15 protein-coding genes are annotated in these 14,900 nt (G+C 72.7%); 10 read left to right on the top strand and 5 right to left on the bottom strand.

From position 1 onward, the window contains the following. Nucleotides 1-40 precede the first annotated feature (40 nt). On the top strand, nucleotides 41-2,113 hold the full coding sequence (gene paaZ, locus ACULK2_RS15470; RefSeq protein ID WP_445969996.1) for a phenylacetic acid degradation bifunctional protein PaaZ: 2,073 nt from the start codon (nucleotides 41-43) through the stop codon (nucleotides 2,111-2,113). An 8-nt stretch (nucleotides 2,114-2,121) separates the two neighbouring features. On the opposite strand, the gene ACULK2_RS15465 is transcribed toward paaZ, so the two are convergent. Further along, nucleotides 2,122-4,260: a RecQ family ATP-dependent DNA helicase gene (locus tag ACULK2_RS15465; RefSeq protein WP_445969945.1), complete on the bottom strand. Its 2,139-nt coding sequence runs from the start codon at nucleotides 4,258-4,260 to the stop codon at nucleotides 2,122-2,124. Nucleotides 4,261-4,456: 196 nt separating this feature from the next. On the opposite strand from ACULK2_RS15465, the gene ACULK2_RS15460 reads away from it, so the two are divergent. Both ACULK2_RS15460 and ACULK2_RS15455 read left to right on the top strand, forming a co-directional pair. Next, complete coding sequence (locus tag ACULK2_RS15460; RefSeq protein WP_445969944.1) at nucleotides 4,457-4,816, top strand: hypothetical protein; 360 nt, start codon at nucleotides 4,457-4,459, stop codon at nucleotides 4,814-4,816. Between the two features lie 276 nt (nucleotides 4,817-5,092). Then, complete coding sequence (locus tag ACULK2_RS15455) at nucleotides 5,093-6,205, top strand: acyltransferase family protein (protein WP_445969943.1); 1,113 nt, start codon at nucleotides 5,093-5,095, stop codon at nucleotides 6,203-6,205. A gap of 25 nt (nucleotides 6,206-6,230) precedes the next feature. Here the strand turns inward: ACULK2_RS15455 and ACULK2_RS15450 are convergent, their stop codons facing one another. Then, complete coding sequence (locus ACULK2_RS15450; protein WP_445969942.1) at nucleotides 6,231-6,998, bottom strand: SGNH/GDSL hydrolase family protein; 768 nt, start codon at nucleotides 6,996-6,998, stop codon at nucleotides 6,231-6,233. A 141-nt stretch (nucleotides 6,999-7,139) separates the two neighbouring features. Between ACULK2_RS15450 and ACULK2_RS15445 the strand changes: the two genes are divergently transcribed. The 4 genes from ACULK2_RS15445 to ACULK2_RS15430 are packed head-to-tail and all read left to right on the top strand — an operon-like array spanning nucleotide 7,140 to nucleotide 9,979. Next, nucleotides 7,140-7,706, top strand: coding sequence for a TetR/AcrR family transcriptional regulator (locus tag ACULK2_RS15445; protein WP_445969941.1), 567 nt, complete (start codon nucleotides 7,140-7,142; stop codon nucleotides 7,704-7,706). Continuing rightward, the gene (locus ACULK2_RS15440) at nucleotides 7,703-8,452 is read left to right on the top strand and encodes an ABC transporter ATP-binding protein (RefSeq protein WP_445969940.1); all 750 of its coding nucleotides are present in this window, start codon (nucleotides 7,703-7,705) and stop codon (nucleotides 8,450-8,452) included. Before ACULK2_RS15445 ends, ACULK2_RS15440 begins: the two co-directional genes overlap by 4 nt. Beyond that, a complete protein-coding gene (locus tag ACULK2_RS15435; RefSeq protein ID WP_445969939.1) occupies nucleotides 8,449-9,282 on the top strand; it encodes an ABC transporter permease in 834 nt (277 codons plus the stop codon). The genes ACULK2_RS15440 and ACULK2_RS15435 overlap by 4 nt, the downstream gene beginning before the upstream one ends. Nucleotides 9,283-9,334: 52 nt before the next feature. Next, nucleotides 9,335-9,979, top strand: a complete 645-nt coding sequence (locus ACULK2_RS15430; protein ID WP_445969938.1) for a hypothetical protein — start codon at nucleotides 9,335-9,337, stop codon at nucleotides 9,977-9,979. A gap of 103 nt (nucleotides 9,980-10,082) precedes the next feature. Here ACULK2_RS15430 and ACULK2_RS15425 read toward each other — a convergent pair whose 3' ends face one another. The 3 genes from ACULK2_RS15425 to paaI form a co-directional block, all read right to left on the bottom strand. Then, nucleotides 10,083-10,700, bottom strand: a complete 618-nt coding sequence (locus ACULK2_RS15425) for a TetR/AcrR family transcriptional regulator (protein ID WP_445969937.1) — start codon at nucleotides 10,698-10,700, stop codon at nucleotides 10,083-10,085. A gap of 33 nt (nucleotides 10,701-10,733) precedes the next feature. Further along, a complete protein-coding gene (gene paaK, locus ACULK2_RS15420; protein ID WP_445969995.1) occupies nucleotides 10,734-12,035 on the bottom strand; it encodes a phenylacetate--CoA ligase PaaK in 1,302 nt (433 codons plus the stop codon). A 75-nt stretch (nucleotides 12,036-12,110) separates the two neighbouring features. Continuing rightward, complete coding sequence (gene paaI, locus ACULK2_RS15415; protein WP_445969936.1) at nucleotides 12,111-12,578, bottom strand: hydroxyphenylacetyl-CoA thioesterase PaaI; 468 nt, start codon at nucleotides 12,576-12,578, stop codon at nucleotides 12,111-12,113. 147 nt (nucleotides 12,579-12,725) lie between these two features. Between paaI and paaA the strand changes: the two genes are divergently transcribed. From paaA to paaC, 3 genes are read left to right on the top strand one after another with little or no spacing between them, the layout of a single operon-like run. Continuing rightward, nucleotides 12,726-13,697 carry a 1,2-phenylacetyl-CoA epoxidase subunit PaaA gene (gene paaA / locus ACULK2_RS15410; RefSeq protein WP_445969935.1) on the top strand — a complete coding sequence of 324 codons (972 nt, stop codon included), beginning with the start codon at nucleotides 12,726-12,728 and terminating at the stop codon, nucleotides 13,695-13,697. Beyond that, nucleotides 13,697-14,002, top strand: coding sequence for a 1,2-phenylacetyl-CoA epoxidase subunit PaaB (gene paaB, locus ACULK2_RS15405; protein ID WP_067948099.1), 306 nt, complete (start codon nucleotides 13,697-13,699; stop codon nucleotides 14,000-14,002). Before paaA ends, paaB begins: the two co-directional genes overlap by 1 nt. Then, a complete protein-coding gene (gene paaC / locus ACULK2_RS15400; RefSeq protein ID WP_445969934.1) occupies nucleotides 13,999-14,871 on the top strand; it encodes a 1,2-phenylacetyl-CoA epoxidase subunit PaaC in 873 nt (290 codons plus the stop codon). Before paaB ends, paaC begins: the two co-directional genes overlap by 4 nt. Nucleotides 14,872-14,900 lie beyond the last annotated feature (29 nt).

Below are 14,900 nucleotides of genomic sequence, written 5' to 3'. Positions count from 1 at the left end.
CACGACCACGGCCGCCACGGCCACGACCGAGGAGAACCACATGACCGGCATCCTGCCCAGCTACGTCCGCGACGCGTGGTGGACGCCCGGCGACGCCGCGGCGGCATCCGCGACCGAGGTGCGCGACGCGTCGACCGGCGAGGTCGTCGCGCGCGTCTCGACCGAGGGCCTCGACCTCGCCGGGGTGCTCGAACACGCCCGCACGGTCGGGCAGCGCTCGCTCGGCGAGCTCACGTTCCACCAGCGCGCGGTGCTGCTCAAGCAGATGGCGCTCGTGCTCACCGAGCGGAAGGCCGAGCTGTACGAGGTCTCCGCGCGCGCCGGCGCGACCAAGCGCGACTCGTGGGTCGACATCGACGGCGGCATCGGCGTGCTCTTCACCTACTCGTCGAAGGGGCGCCGCGAGCTGCCGAACGCGAAGGTCGTCGTCGACGGCCCGGTCGAGCCGCTCTCGAAGGACGGCTCCTTCATCGGGCGCCACGTCTACACGCGCCTGCCCGGTGTCGCCGTGCAGATCAACGCGTTCAACTTCCCCGTATGGGGCTCGCTCGAGAAGTTCGCGCCCGCGTTCCTCGCCGGCGTCCCGACCGTCGTCAAGCCCGCGACCCCGACCGGCTACCTCGCCGAGGCGTTCGTGCGCATCCTCGCGGAGTCCGGCCTGCTGCCCGCCGGCTCGCTGCAGCTCGTGTCGGGGAGCGTCCCCGACCTGTTCGACCACCTCCGCGTCGGCGATCTCGTCGGGTTCACCGGGTCGGCCTCGACGGCCGAGCGCCTGCGGGCGCACGACTCGGTGCAGACCGGCGGCGTGCGCTTCACGAGCGAGACCGACTCGATCAACGCCTCCGTGCTCGGCACCGACGCCGAGCCCGGCACGCCCGAGTTCGACGCGTACGTCGCGCAGCTCGTCGTCGAGATGACCTCGAAGGCGGGGCAGAAGTGCACGGCCATCCGTCGCGCGATCGTGCCCGCGGCATCCGTCGATGCCGTCGTCGACGCCGTGCGGGCGCGCCTGGCCGACAAGGTCGTGGTCGGCGACCCGCGCACCGAGGGCGTCACGATGGGCCCGCTCGCCTCGCTCGCCCAGCGCGACGAGGTGCTCCGTCAGGTGCGGAAGCTGCAGGATGCCGGTGGCGAGCTCGTCATCGGGTCCGCAGAGGCGCCCGAGGGCGTCGACGCCGACGGCGCGTTCGTCCAGCCCATGCTCCTGAAGTTCGCGGATGCCACGGCTGACGCGGTGCACGAGGTCGAGGCGTTCGGCCCCGTGGCATCCGTCATCGCCTACGACTCCCTCGACCAGGCGGTCGACCTCGTCGCCCGCGGCGGCGGCTCGCTCGTGACGAGCGTCGCCACGCATGATCCGGATGTCGCGGTCGCACTCGCGTCCGGCATCGCGGCGATGAACGGCCGCCTCCTCTTCCTCGATCGCGACGACGCGCGCACGTCGACCGGCCACGGTTCGCCCGTGCCGCACCTCGTGCACGGCGGCCCCGGCCGCGCCGGCGGCGGCGAGGAGCTCGGCGGCATCCGCGCCGTGTACCACCACATGCAGCGCACCGCGGTCCAGGGCTCGCCCGCCATGCTCACCGCCCTCACCGGCGTGTGGCACGCGGGCGCCGCGGCCCGGCCCTACGCGGAGACCGGCGAGGCGCACCCGTTCCGGAAGTCGCTCGCGGAGCTCCGGATCGGCGACCAGGTCGCATCGCCGTCGCGCACCGTGACGCTCGAGGACATCGAGACGTTCGCGAACTTCACGGGCGACACGTTCTACGCGCACATGGACGAGGCGGCTGCAGCGGCGAACCCCTTCTTCCCCGGCCGCGTCGCGCACGGGTACCTGCTGGTGTCGTGGGCGGCTGGGCTGTTCGTCGACGCCGCGCCGGGGCCGGTGCTCGCGAACTCGGGCCTCGAGAACCTGCGGTTCATCACGCCCGTCTCGCCGGGCGACGAGATCCGCGTGGAGCTCACGGCCAAGCAGATCACGCCGCGCGAGACCGACGAGTACGGCGAGGTGCGCTGGGACGCGGTCCTGAAGAACCAGCGCGACGAGCTCGTGGCGACGTACGACGTGCTCACGCTCGTGGCGAAGGAGCGGGCGGCGGTGCCGGTCGGGTAGCCCGGACCTCAGCCGCGCAGCGCGAGCGCGAACGGCAGCACGCCGGTCGCGCCCGCCTGCCGGAGCGTGCGGGCCGCCACCGTGAGGGTCCAGCGGCTGTCGGCGAGGTCGTCGACGAGCAGGACGCCACCTTCGGGGACGTCGAGGCCGTCGGCCGAGAACCGGCCCCAGACGCCCGCGAGCCGGAACGCGCTGTTGCCTCCAGGACCGCCCGTCGGGCCGCCGTCGACCGGCGAGAGGGAGCCGAGGTAGGGGAGTCGACCGACCTCGGCGAGTCCGCGCGCGAGCGAGTCGACGAGCTGCGGGCGCGAGCGCGAGGGGACGGATGCCACGGCCACGGGCCGTTCCGACCACCCCCACTCGGCGAGCACGCGAACGCACGCGTCGAGCACGCGCGGCGGCACCGGGGCGTCGGGTGCGTTCGGCGCGAACAGCTCGCGGAGCGTCGACCCCCAGCCGAGGTCGGTGAGCCGCGCGAGCGCGCGGCCCTCGGCGGCCTGTTCGGCGGGCGCGATGCGACCCTTCACGGGCACCCCGAGCCGGTCGGCACCGGTCGGCCACGCACGGCGCGGCTCGATCGGCACGCCGACCCGGTCGAGGGCGCTCGCGGCGGCGGCCGCGGCATCCGCATCGACCTCGCCCGGGTACCACGCGCCCGCGCATCGGTCGCAGCGACCGCACGGCGCCGCCGTGCCGTCGTCGAGGGAACGCTGGAGGAAGGCCATGCGGCATCCGTCGGTCGCCTCGTACTCGAGCATGTGGCGCTGCTCGGCCTCGCGTTCCTCGGCGATGCGGCGGTAGCGCTCGGCGTCGTACGTCCATGACGCTCCGGTCGCCACCCACCCGCCCTGCACGCGGCGCACGGCGCCGTCGACGTCGAGCACCTTGAGCAGCAGCTCGAGCGGCGTGCGCCGGATGTCGACCCGCGCCTCGAGCGCGGGGGTGGAGAGCGGCACGTCGGAGAGCTCGTCGATGACCCGTCGTGCGCGCTCCTCGTCGGGCATCGACGCGGTCGCGAAGTAGTGCCAGATCGCCGGGTCCTCGCGGCCCGGAAGGAGCAGCACGTCGGCGTTCTCGCTGGCGCGGCCCGCACGACCGACCTGCTGGTAGTAGGCGACGGGCGACGACGGCGCCCCGAGGTGCACGACGAAGCCGAGGTCGGGCTTGTCGAAGCCCATGCCGAGCGCGCTCGTGGCGATGAGCGCCTTCACCTCGTTGCGCTTGAGCAGCCCCTCGGACTCCTCGCGCTCCTCGGGGTCGGTCTGGCCCGTGTACGCGCGCACGTCGTGGCCGCGCTCTCGGAGCACGCGCGCAGTGTCGACCGCCGCCGCGACCGTGAGCGCGTAGACGATGCCCGAGCCCGGCAGGTCGTCGAGGTGGTCGATGAGCCACGCGAGCCGGCCCGTCGAGTCCGGCAGGCGCAGCACGCCGAGCCGGAGGGAGGACCTCGCAAGCGGGCCGCGGATCGTCAGCACGTCGGTGCCGAGCTGCTCCGCGACATCCGCCACGACCCGGCTGTTCGCCGTCGCGGTCGTCGCGAGCACGGGCACGTCGGCCGGGATTTCGGCGATGAGGTCGCGGAGCCGCCGGTAGTCGGGGCGGAAGTCGTGCCCCCAGTCGCTGATGCAGTGCGCCTCGTCGACGACGAGCATGCCGAGCCGGCGCACGAGCGAGGGCAGCTGCTGCTCGCGGAACGACGGGTTGTTCAGGCGTTCGGGCGAGACGAGCAGCACGTCGACCTCGTCGGCGTCGAGGCGGGCGAGCACCTCCTGCCACTCGTGCGCGTTGGCGGAGTTGATCGACACCGCGCGCACGCCCGCGCGCTCGGCCGCGGCGACCTGGTCGCGCATGAGCGCGAGCAGCGGCGAGACGAGGATGGTCGGGCCACCGCCCCGACGGCGGAGCAGGAGCGTCGCGACGAAGTACACCGCCGACTTGCCCCAGCCGGTGCGCTGGACGACGAGCGCGCGCCGGTGGCCCGCGACGAGCGCCTCGATCGCCTCGAACTGGCCCTCGTGGAACTCGGCGTCGTCGCGGCCGACCAGCTCGCGGAGCGCGGCGAGGGCGTCGGCGCGGAGGTCGCCGGCGATGGCGCCTGCGCCGGCACCCTCGTCGGCGCGCGCGGCGTGCGGGTGGGAATCGGGCATGAGCCCAGCCTCGCGCATGCGGCCGACAGTCGGCTGCGCGTCGCGGTCCCGCCCGATGCCCGGGGCACGCGCCCCCCGGCGGGCGTGAGCGGGTTCGCGCGGTGCGTCAACCCCTCCCCTCCGGGGGATCCGAGCGTAGGCTTGAGCACATCATGATCCCCCAGACCATGGGACGACGACCGGGAAAGGGGACGACATGACGCAACGGATCCGATACGGCGGCGCGGAGTTCCTGGCCACGGATGCCACAGCGGATGCCGTCCTCGATTACGCGGACGGCCTGGCGAGCGGCAACTCGGTCGCGATCGCCGACATCCACGCACGTCGGAGGGACGGCTCGACCGGGCGGGTCAGGATGCTGATCGGCGCGGGGATCCCGATCTCCGTCGAGGCGGTGACCGACGATGTCCCGCCGGTGGAGGAGCCGGAGGCGTCCGGCGGGCCGGCGACGATCGAGCGCTTCCGCGGCCTCGCGGCGGTCTTCCGGCGGCGGCCGCTGCCGGACGGGGACGGTCGACCCGACGTTCGGGCCTACGGCCCGTGGGACGAGCTCTGAGCCGCAACCCTCGGCGGGCCGGCATGGAGAGGCCGCGCCGGTCCGCGCGACTCCGAGGCCGCGGCATCCGACGTTCTCGACTGCCGTGAACGTGTCGCCGGAAGGCCCGCGTCCGATCTCCTCGGAGGTCGGCCGAGGGCGCCCGGACGCCGGATGTCCGGATGCGGCCCGGTGATTCGGCGACATCGCGCGTCTGGGTTACCCTTGCTCCTTCACCGCCGATTCCGACGATTCCACCCCCCGGTCACGGGATCGTCCCCGTCCCAAAGGGCAGAGATGTCACCCACCTCGACGCGGCTCCATGCCCTCGACGGACTTCGCGGGGTCGCCGCGGTCATCGTCCTCGTGCATCACTCGCTGCTGACCGTTCCGGCGCTCGCTGCACCGTACTACTCGATCCACGTCGACGGATTCGCCGCGATCCTCGCGTACACGCCGCTCCACCTCCTGTGGGCCGGCACCGAGGCGGTCTATCTCTTCTTCGTCCTGTCGGGGCTCGTGCTCGCACTCTCGGTCGGATCTCCGAGGTTCAGCTGGGCCGCCTACTTCCCCTCGCGACTCGTGCGGCTGTACCTTCCCGTCATCGCCGCCGTGGCCTTCGCCGCCGTGGTGTTCGCGGTCTTCCCCCGAGACCTGGGAGCCGAGAGCATCTGGATCGAGCGTCGGCCGGACACGATGACCTGGGCCGCAGCGCTCTCGGACGTCACGCTCCTCGGCGGGGTCTCCGGGACGGTGAGCCCGCTCTGGTCGCTGCAGTGGGAGGTCCTCTTCTCGCTGCTGCTCCCGCTCTACATCTACCTCGCCCGGCGCACGCCTGCGTGGGTGCAGCTCGTCGCGTACGCGCTCCTGTCCACCGCCGGCGTGCTCGGCCAGAACGGGGCGCTCACGTTCCTCCCGATGTTCGGGATCGGTGTCGCGCTCGCCGGGGTCTGGGACGCGCTCGGCGAACGCATCCAGGCGGCAGGACCCCGCCGGCGGATCGGCTTCGCCGTCTCAGCGACGACGGCCGCCGTGCTCCTCACGAGTTCCTACTGGATGCTCCTCCCGGTTCTCGGCGCGAGCGCGCGGGCGGTGACCCTGGTGCCGACCCTCGCCGGCGTCACGATCGTGATCATCGCGGCGGCTCACGTTCCCGCGATGACGAAGATCCTGACGATGCGGCCGGTGCTCTGGCTCGGTGCGATCTCGTTCAGCCTCTACCTCATCCACGAGCCGATCGTCATCGCGATCGGGGTCCTGCTCGAACGCCCGGCATTCACCGTGCTCCTGGCCGTGCCGATCGCCATCGCCGCTGCGGCGCTGTTCCACCGATTGGTCGAGCGTCCGGCTCACTCGCTGTCGCGGCGCGTGCGGGCGGATGCCGCCGAGCGACTCGTCCTCGTCGCCTGAGCCGCGCCCGGGGCCCACGTCCGCATCAGGGGAGGTGCGCTTGGAGCGCCGCGGCGAATCGCGCCGCGAGGTACGCGTGACCCGCGTCGTTCACGTGGAGTCCGTCGCCCGAGTCGAATCGCGCTGAGTTGCGCTGGGTGAACCACGGCGAGGGCGACGCGGGATCGATGTAGACGGCATCCGACTCCTCGGCTCCCTCGCGGACGGCATCGGCGCGTGCACTGTGGCGGACTCCTCCGCCGAGCGGCTCGACGGGTCCGAAGATCACGATCGCCGCGTCGGGCCAGTGCTCGCGTGCCGCCTCGACCGCGCCGACGACCGTTGCGACCTCCGCCCGGTGCGGAACGAAGTAGTCGTTGAGACCGCCCTGGAGGACCACGAGATCGAAGTCGCGGTCCGAGGCACGGTGCGCGTCCATCCGCTGACGGAACGCGAGATCGGTGCGACCGTTCGCGATCGTTCCCTGCGCGAACCCGGTGCCGCCGACCGCGTCGATCGTGATGTTCCAGGAGAGCGTCTCCGCGACGATCCGCACCCAGCCTCGATCGGGCCGGGAGGCGCCGATGCCCTCGGTGTAGGAGTCCCCGATGACCAGCACGGCCGGTTCGGAGGGCAGGCCCGCGAGCGGGTTCACGCTCCGAAGATCCTCATCGGCGAGCTCGCTGGACGCGAGTGGATCCGGCGCCAGCACGACGCTGCCCGCGCCACCGAGAACCGCGCCGAGCACGATCGCGGCGGCGATCCTGGCGAGGGTCCGGGTGCGCGAGCGGACTGTACGAGACGCGTCGAGCACGTGTCGATGCTACGGGACGCTGCACGCGCCGTCCGACCTCTGCTGCGGGGACGGTGGATGCGATCCGCGGGAAGCGCAGGCAGGAGGCGCGTCCTCTCGCGCGTGCTTGCGGTGCGCAATGTTAGTGACTAACATTTCGGCATGGCCACACTTCCTCTCACGGGCCGGGGCGCGCGCACGCGGCAGCGCCTCATCGATGCCGGCCTCGAGCTCATCGAGCGGCAGGGCTATGACGAGACCCCGGTGTCCGAGATCGCGGCAGCCGCCGGCGTCACGGAGATGACGTTCTTCCGTCACTTCGCCGCGAAGGAGCAGCTCGTCCTCGAGGACCCCTACGATCCGATCCTCGCCGAGGGAATCGGCGACGAGCCGCGCGAGCTGCCGCCGCTGCAGCGCGCCGCGCGAGGCATCCGATCGGCGTGGCGAGCCCTGCCCGTGACCGAGCATCCCGAGATCCGCCTTCGGGTGCGGATCGCCTCGCGCACGCCCTCGTTGCGCGGTGCGATGTGGCGCAGCACCGGCAACACCGAATCGGCGATCGTGGAGCGGCTCGTCGCCGACGGTGCGCCGCCGTTCGAGGCGCGGGTCGCGGCGTCCGCCGTGATCGCCGCGCTCGTCACCGGCACGTATGCGTGGGCCGACGGCGAGATCGACACGCTCGACGCCGCGATCGAACGCGCGCTCGACGTGATCGAGGTGACCGCGTGAGCACGGCGCGCACAGCGGTGCCCCGCTTCGAGGCGCGGAAGGTCTCGCGGAGCTTCCGCGGCGGCGCCGGCGTGCACGGCATCGACCTCGACGTCGCCGCGGGCGAGATCCACGCGATCGTCGGGCTCAACGGCGCGGGCAAGACCACGCTCATGCGGGTGCTGCTCGGCATGCTGCGGCCCGACGCCGGCACGGTCCGCGTGCGCGGCGTCGACGTGGTCGAGGCGGATGCCGCGACCTGGGCGCGCGTCGGGCAACTCGTCGAGCACCCGCTCGCCTACGCCGAGCTGACGGGGCACGCGAACCTGGAGGTCGCCGCGCGCCTGCACGGCGTCGAGCGCGGCCGCGTCCGATCGGTCGTGGACCGAGCGATCCACGAGTTCGACCTCGGGCGCTACGCGGGCGTGCGCGCGAGCCGGCTCTCGCTCGGCAACCGCCAGCGGGTCGGAATCGCCGGTGCGCTGCTGCACGATCCCGACGCGATCGTGCTCGACGAGCCGACGAACGGCCTGGACCCCGCCGGGGTGATCGTGCTGCGCGAATCGCTGCTCCGGCGCGCTGCGGCGGGCGCCGGCATCCTCGTCTCGAGCCATCACCTGGACGAGGTCGCGCGTGTCGCCGACCGGATCACGGTCGTCAACGACGGGCGGGTCATCGGCGCCCTCGACCCCGGCGGCTTCGACCTCGAGCGCGCGTTCTTCGCGCTCGTGCACGCCGACGACGAGGCACGGAGGGCCGCGGCATGAGCGGCCCACGCGCCGGCGACCGGGTCCCGGGTCCCCGGGCCGCGGCCAACCGGCCCGAAGGCCCGTGGGGCACGGGCCTGCACATCGCGATCGCCGTCGAGGCGCGCAAGGCGATCGCCTCCCGCGTCATGGCCTCGATCACGGTGCTCCTCGTCATCGGCGTCGGCGTGCTCGCCCTCGGGATGCTGCTGGCCGCGGCATCCGGCGACGCCCAGGTGCTCGCCAAGCTCGGGCCCCTCGCCGGCGTGCCGGGCTGGGCCGGGCTCGTCGGCGTCGTGCTGCAGATCACCGCCGCGGCCGGCGTGCTCGCATTCGGCGTCGCCCTCAGCTGGATGTTCGGCCGTGAGTTCGCCGACGGCACCGTCGCCGCGCTCTTCGGCCTGCCGGTCTCGCGACCCGCGATCGCGTTCGGCAAGCTCGCCGTCTACCTCGCGTGGTCGGTGGTGGTCGCGGCCGCCCTCACCGGCGTCGTCGCGATCGCCGGGCTCGCGCTCGGTCTCGGGGCGACGGATGCCGCGGGCGTCGGCTCCCTCGCCCGGATCCCGGTGCTCGTGGTGCTCTCCGCTCTCATCGCGACGCCGGCCGCCTGGGTCGCGACGCTCGGGCGGGGACTGCTGCCCGGCATCGCCGCGACCGTGGTGGTCATCGTGGTCGCGCAGGTCGCCGCGATCGCCGACGTCGGGGCGTGGGTGCCGTTCGTCGCCCCGGCGCTCTGGGCGATCGCGCCCGGCACCGTGCCGGCGGCCGCGCTCCTCACGGTGCCGACCGTGCCGCTCGCGTCCGGCGCGCTGTGTGCGCTCGCGTGGTCGCGACTGCAGCTCGATCGCTGAGGGCGTCGGCCGCGACTTGACCGCCCGGACGCGGCCGGTCACGCTGGACCGCATGCCCCACCAGCACCCGCTCCACGCCGACGTCGACGTGCCGTGCCTCTGCTGCGGGAGTGTGCAGCGCTTCCGGTTCGCCTCGGCGTCCGACCAGGTGGTGTGCAGTCACTGCCGGTCGCATCTCGGCCCCGAGCGGGCGGAGCAGCGCGACCGGGAGCACATCGTGCTCTGGCGGGGCATCCTCGAGGCGCACGACCGCGACGCGCGCGGCGCGGCCGAGGCGGCGGTGGCGGCCGCCTCGGACTCGGCCGAACTCGTGGCCCGGCTCACGGCGGAGCGCGACCAGCTGCGGGCGGGCGCCATCGACACCGCGAGCGAGGTCGGTGCAGCGCTCCAGGACCAGCTGCGCGATGACCGAGTGCGGCGCGCCGAGCGCGCGACGCAGCTCACCGCGAAGCGGGTCGACACGGCGATGGTCGCCCTCTGGCGACTGCAGGCGTTCCATCACCCGGACCCGAAGAAGCCGGGAACGTGCACCTGCGGACGACCACTGCCCGCCTGCGGCGAGAGCCGGATCCTCGAGGGCGTGCGCCAGGAGATGCTCGACTGGGAGCGGCGCAACCTCGAGCTGCTCCGCGCGGGGAAGCGGCACGGGCTGCCGCCCGAGCACCCCGACGTCGCGGGCGCCGCGGGCCGTCGCTGAGCGCCGGTCGTCCTCGGTCCTCCTCGGTCGTCGTCACCATCGGCGGGTGCACGGCCGCCGTGACCCGACGATCCTGGCGACGACCGGGCGCGGCGCGGACGGATCAGGCGCGCGAAGCGCCGGACGGCACCCGCAGCCCGTCGAGCGCGACCGCGACGACGTCGTCGGCCAGCCGCGCGGCATCCTCCCGGCCGCCGGGCCGGTACCACTCGACGATCGAGTTGATCATTCCGAACAGCAGCCGCTCCACGATCCGCACGTCGATGTCGGAGCGGAGCGATCCCTCGGCCTGCGCCTCGGCGACGAGCGCCGTGACGCGCTTGTCGAACGCGCGCCGTCGCGCGAGCGCGCGCCGCTCGACCTCGGTGTTGCCGCGCACACGCAGCAGCAGCGTCACGTACGGCAGTTCGGCGACGAGCACCCCGACGGCGCCGCGCAGCACGGCGTCGAGCCGGTCGGCGGCGCTGCCGCCGGCGGCCTCGGTCTTGTCGAGCACGCCCTCGAGCGAGCCGAGCGCCTGGTCGAGCGCGCGCTCGAGGATCTCGTCCTTCGAGGTGAAGTGGTGGTAGATCGCGGACTTCGACAGGCCGAGCCGGTCGGCGAGCACGCCCATGGAGGTCGCGTCGTAGCCGTACTCGTTGAACGCGGCGACGGCGACCTGCAGGATGCCCTGCTGGTCGTAGCCGGGGCGTCCCCGTCGGAGCGTCGTGTTCCCTGACATCCGCTTCAGTCTGTCACCCGCGCGGGCCGCGACTCAGCGCGGCTCGCGCAGGTCGTAGACCCGCTTGTACTTGCCCTCGCTGCGCGGCAGCGTGCCCGGCTCCTCGAGGCGCACCACGACGGACGAACCGATGAACTCCTTGATGCGTCCGGCGAGCACGACCGTCGCGGCCTGGCAGACGTCGACCTCGAGGTCGGGGTGGCGCTCGATCCGCACGGTCAGGTCGTCCATGTGGCCGGTGCGCGTCAGCTCCAGGATGAAGTGGGGCGTCAGGTGCTCGATGCCGAGCACGAGCTCCTCGATCTGCGTCGGGAAGAGGTTCACCCCGCGCAGGATGATCATGTCGTCGTTGCGGCCCGTGATCTTCTCGATGCGGCGCATGCCGGGGCGCGCGGTGCCGGGCAGCAGCCGCGTCAGGTCGCGCGTGCGGTAGCGGATGACCGGGAAGGCCTCCTTCGTCAGCGACGTGAAGACCAGCTCGCCCTTCTCGCCGTCGGGCAGCTGCTCGCCGGTGTTCCCGTCGATGACCTCGGGGAGGAAGTGGTCCTCCCAGATGTGCGGGCCGTCCTTCGTCTCGACGCACTCGTTGGCGACCCCGGGCCCCATGACCTCGCTGAGGCCGAAGATGTCGACCGCGTCGATGCCGAGGCGCTCCTCGATGCGGCGGCGCATCTCGTTGGTCCACGGCTCGGCGCCGAGGATCGCGACCTTGAGGCTCGTCGAGCGCGGGTCGATGCCCGCCTCCTCCATGGCGTCGGCGATCGTGAGCAGGTAGCTCGGCGTGCACATGATCGCGTCGGGCTCGAAGTCGCGGATGAGCTGCACCTGGCGGGCGGTCTGGCCGCCCGACATCGGGATCACCGTCGCACCGAGCTTCTCGATGCCGGCGTGCGCGCCGAGGCCGCCCGTGAAGAGGCCGTAGCCGTAGGCGTTGTGCACCTTCATGCCCGGCCGCACGCCGCTCGCGCGGAGGCAGCGCGCGACGAGCGTCGCCCAGCGGTCGAGGTCGTCGTGCGTGTAGCCCACGACGGTCGGGCGCCCGGTGGTGCCCGACGACGCGTGGATGCGCGCGACACGCTCCATCGGCACGGCGAACATGCCGAACGGGTAGGTGTCGCGCAGGTCGGCCTTGGTGGTGAACGGCAGCTTCGCGACATCCGCGAGGCTCCGGATGTCGTCGGGGTGCACGCCGTGCTCGTCGAACTTGCGCGTGTAGAGCGGCACGTTCTCGTAGGCGTGGCGCACGGTCCACTGCAGGCGCTCGAGCTGCAGCGCCTCGACCTCGGCGCGCGTCAGGCGCTCCTCGGGGTCGAGCTCGTCGGCGGTCGCGGGCACGAGGCCGGAGACGGTGGGCCGGAGCTCGGCGGGGTTCTGCGGAAGGGTCGTCGTCGACACGGTGGCTCCCGGGGGTCAGATGGTGCGGTTGGTGGAGATCGAGCGGCCGCGGAACTCGGCGACCGCGTCGCCCTGCTCGTCGACGACCGTCACGTCGTAGAGGCCCGTGCGGCCGCTGCGGGTGCGGCGCACGGCGGTCGCGGTGAGCGTCTGCCCCGCGACCGTGGACTTCAGGAAGGTGATGTCGGCGCCCGCGGCGACGGTGACCCGGTGGTCCTCGTTGCAGGCGATCGCGAAGGCCGTGTCGGCCAGCGTGAAGACGAGCCCGCCGTGGGTGATGGCGAACCCGTTGGTCATGTCCTCGCGGACGCGCATCGACACGACGGCGTGACCGGGATCGTCGCGCTCGACGACCATGCCGAGCATCGCCGAGGCGAGGTCGCGCTGCATCATCGCGCGGTTGAGGCGGTCGGATGCCGCGGCATCCGCCTGCTCGTCAGTGGCTCCGCCCGCGTCGTGGCGTCCGGTCGCGACATCCGTCATGCGCTGCTCCTCATCGAGTGCGGGGGGAGTCGTCGCGGGAGTCGTTGCCGCGACGCTGGACCTCAGCATATACTAACTGAACGATCGGTTGGTAAAGTGGTCCCGGCACCGCGAACCGCACCGGTCCCGAGAGCATTGGAGTCGACGATGACCGCACCCGCTGACCTGAGCGTGGTCGAAGACCAGGCCGCGCAGGCCCGCTTCGACGACCTCATCGCCCAGGACTCGCGCATCGAGCCGCGCGACTGGATGCCCGAGGCGTACCGCAAGACGCTCATCCGGCAGATCAGCCAGCACGCGCACTCCGAGATCATCGGCATGCAGCCCGAGTCCAACTGGATCTCGCGGGCGCCGAGCCTCAAGCGCAAGGCCATCCTCATGGCCAAGGTGCAGGACGAGGCCGGCCACGGTCTCTACCTCTACTCCGCTGCGCAGACGCTCGGCATCGGGCGCGAGGAGATGACGCAGCAGCTCATCGAGGGCAAGGCGCGCTACTCCTCGATCTTCAACTACACGACCCCGACGTGGGCCGACATGGGGGCCATCGGATGGCTCGTCGACGGCGCCGCGATCTGCAACCAGGTGCCGCTCTGCCGTGCCTCCTACGGCCCGTACGGCCGCGCCATGGTGCGCATCTGCAAGGAGGAGTCGTTCCACCAGCGCCAGGGCTTCGAGATCCTGCTCGAGCTCATGCAGGGCACCGAGGCGCAGCGCGAGATGGCGCAGGACGCCGTGAACCGCTGGTACTGGCCGAGCCTGATGATGTTCGGGCCGCCCGACGACCAGTCGCCGAACTCGGCCCAGTCGATGGCGTGGAACATCAAGCGCTTCTCCAACGACGACCTGCGCCAGCGCTTCGTCGGCATGCTCGTGCCCCAGGCCGAGGTCATGGGCGTGACCCTGCCCGACCCGAACCTGAAGTGGAACGAGGCCGAGCAGCGCTACGACATGAGCGAGATCGACTGGACCGAGTTCCACGAGGTCCTCGCCGGCCGCGGTCCCGCCAACGCCGAGCGGCTGCGCCGCCGGCGCGAGGCCCACGAGGAGGGCGCGTGGGTCCGCGAGGCAGCCGCCGAGTACGCCCGCAAGCAGGCACTGAAGCAGAAGGCGGTGGCGTGATGAGCACCCCGGGTGAGACCGGCACCGAGGCCTGGCCCCTCTGGGAGGTCTTCGTCCGCGCGAACCGCGGACTGAGCCACGTGCACGTGGGGTCGCTGCACGCGCCCGACGCCGACATGGCCGTCCGCAACGCGCGCGACCTCTACACGCGCCGCAACGAGGGCGTCTCGATCTGGGTCGTGCCCGCCGACGCGGTCACGACGAGCGATCCCGACGCGAAGGGCGCGTTCTTCGAGAGCCCCGCGGGCAAGAACTACCGGCACGCGGTGTACTACACGAAGTCCGAAGGGGTGAAGCACCTGTGAGCGACCTCGATCCCCACGGCGCGGCCGACCTCGATCCCCACGGCGACGTCACCGTCGACCGCGTCGCGCTCGCCGAGGAGTACGCCGGCGAGTCGGCCGGCGCCGGCCACGCGGCATCCGCCGACGTCGCCGAGTACGCGCTGCGCCTCGGCGACGACGCGCTCGTGCTCAGCCAGCGGCTCGGCGACTGGATCAGCCGCGCGCCCGAGCTCGAGGAGGACGTCGCGCTCGGGAACATCGCCCTCGACCTGCTCGGCCACGCGCGCTCGCTGCTGCACTACGCCGGCACGCACGACGGCCGCAGCGAGGACGACCTCGCCTACTTCCGCGACGAGCCCGACTTCCGCAACGCCTGGCTCTTCGAGCAGCCCAACGGCGACTTCGCGCACACCATCGCCCGGCAGCTGTTCGTGTCGACGTACCTCGTCGAGCTGTACCGTCGGCTCGAGCAGTCGACGGATGCCACGCTCGCCGCGGTCGCGGCGAAGGCCTCCAAGGAGGTCGACTACCACCGCGACCACGCCGCGCAGTGGACCCTGCGCCTCGCGGGCGGCACCGACGAGTCGCGCCGCCGCATGCTCCGCGCGGTCGAGCAGACGTGGCCGTACGTCGACGAGCTGTTCCACGACGACGCGCTCGTCGAGCGGCTCGCCGCCGACGGCGTCGCCGTCCTGCCGTCCTCGCTCCGGCCGGCGTTCGACGCCGTCGTCGACCAGGTCTTCGCCGAGGCCGAGCTCGCCCGGCCCGAGGGGCGGCTCGCGTTCGTCGCGTCCGGCGGCGGACGTGAGGGCAAGCACACCGAGCACCTCGGTCCGATGCTCGCCGAGATGCAGGTCCTCGCCCGCGCGCACCCGGGAGCGTCGTGGTGACCGCCGCCGACGTGCGGACCGGCACGACG

It is taken from the genome of Agromyces molybdatiresistens (assembly GCF_052748445.2).
Note: the sequence above shows the minus strand (reverse complement) of the source record. Positions and strands in the feature narration are given on the sequence as shown.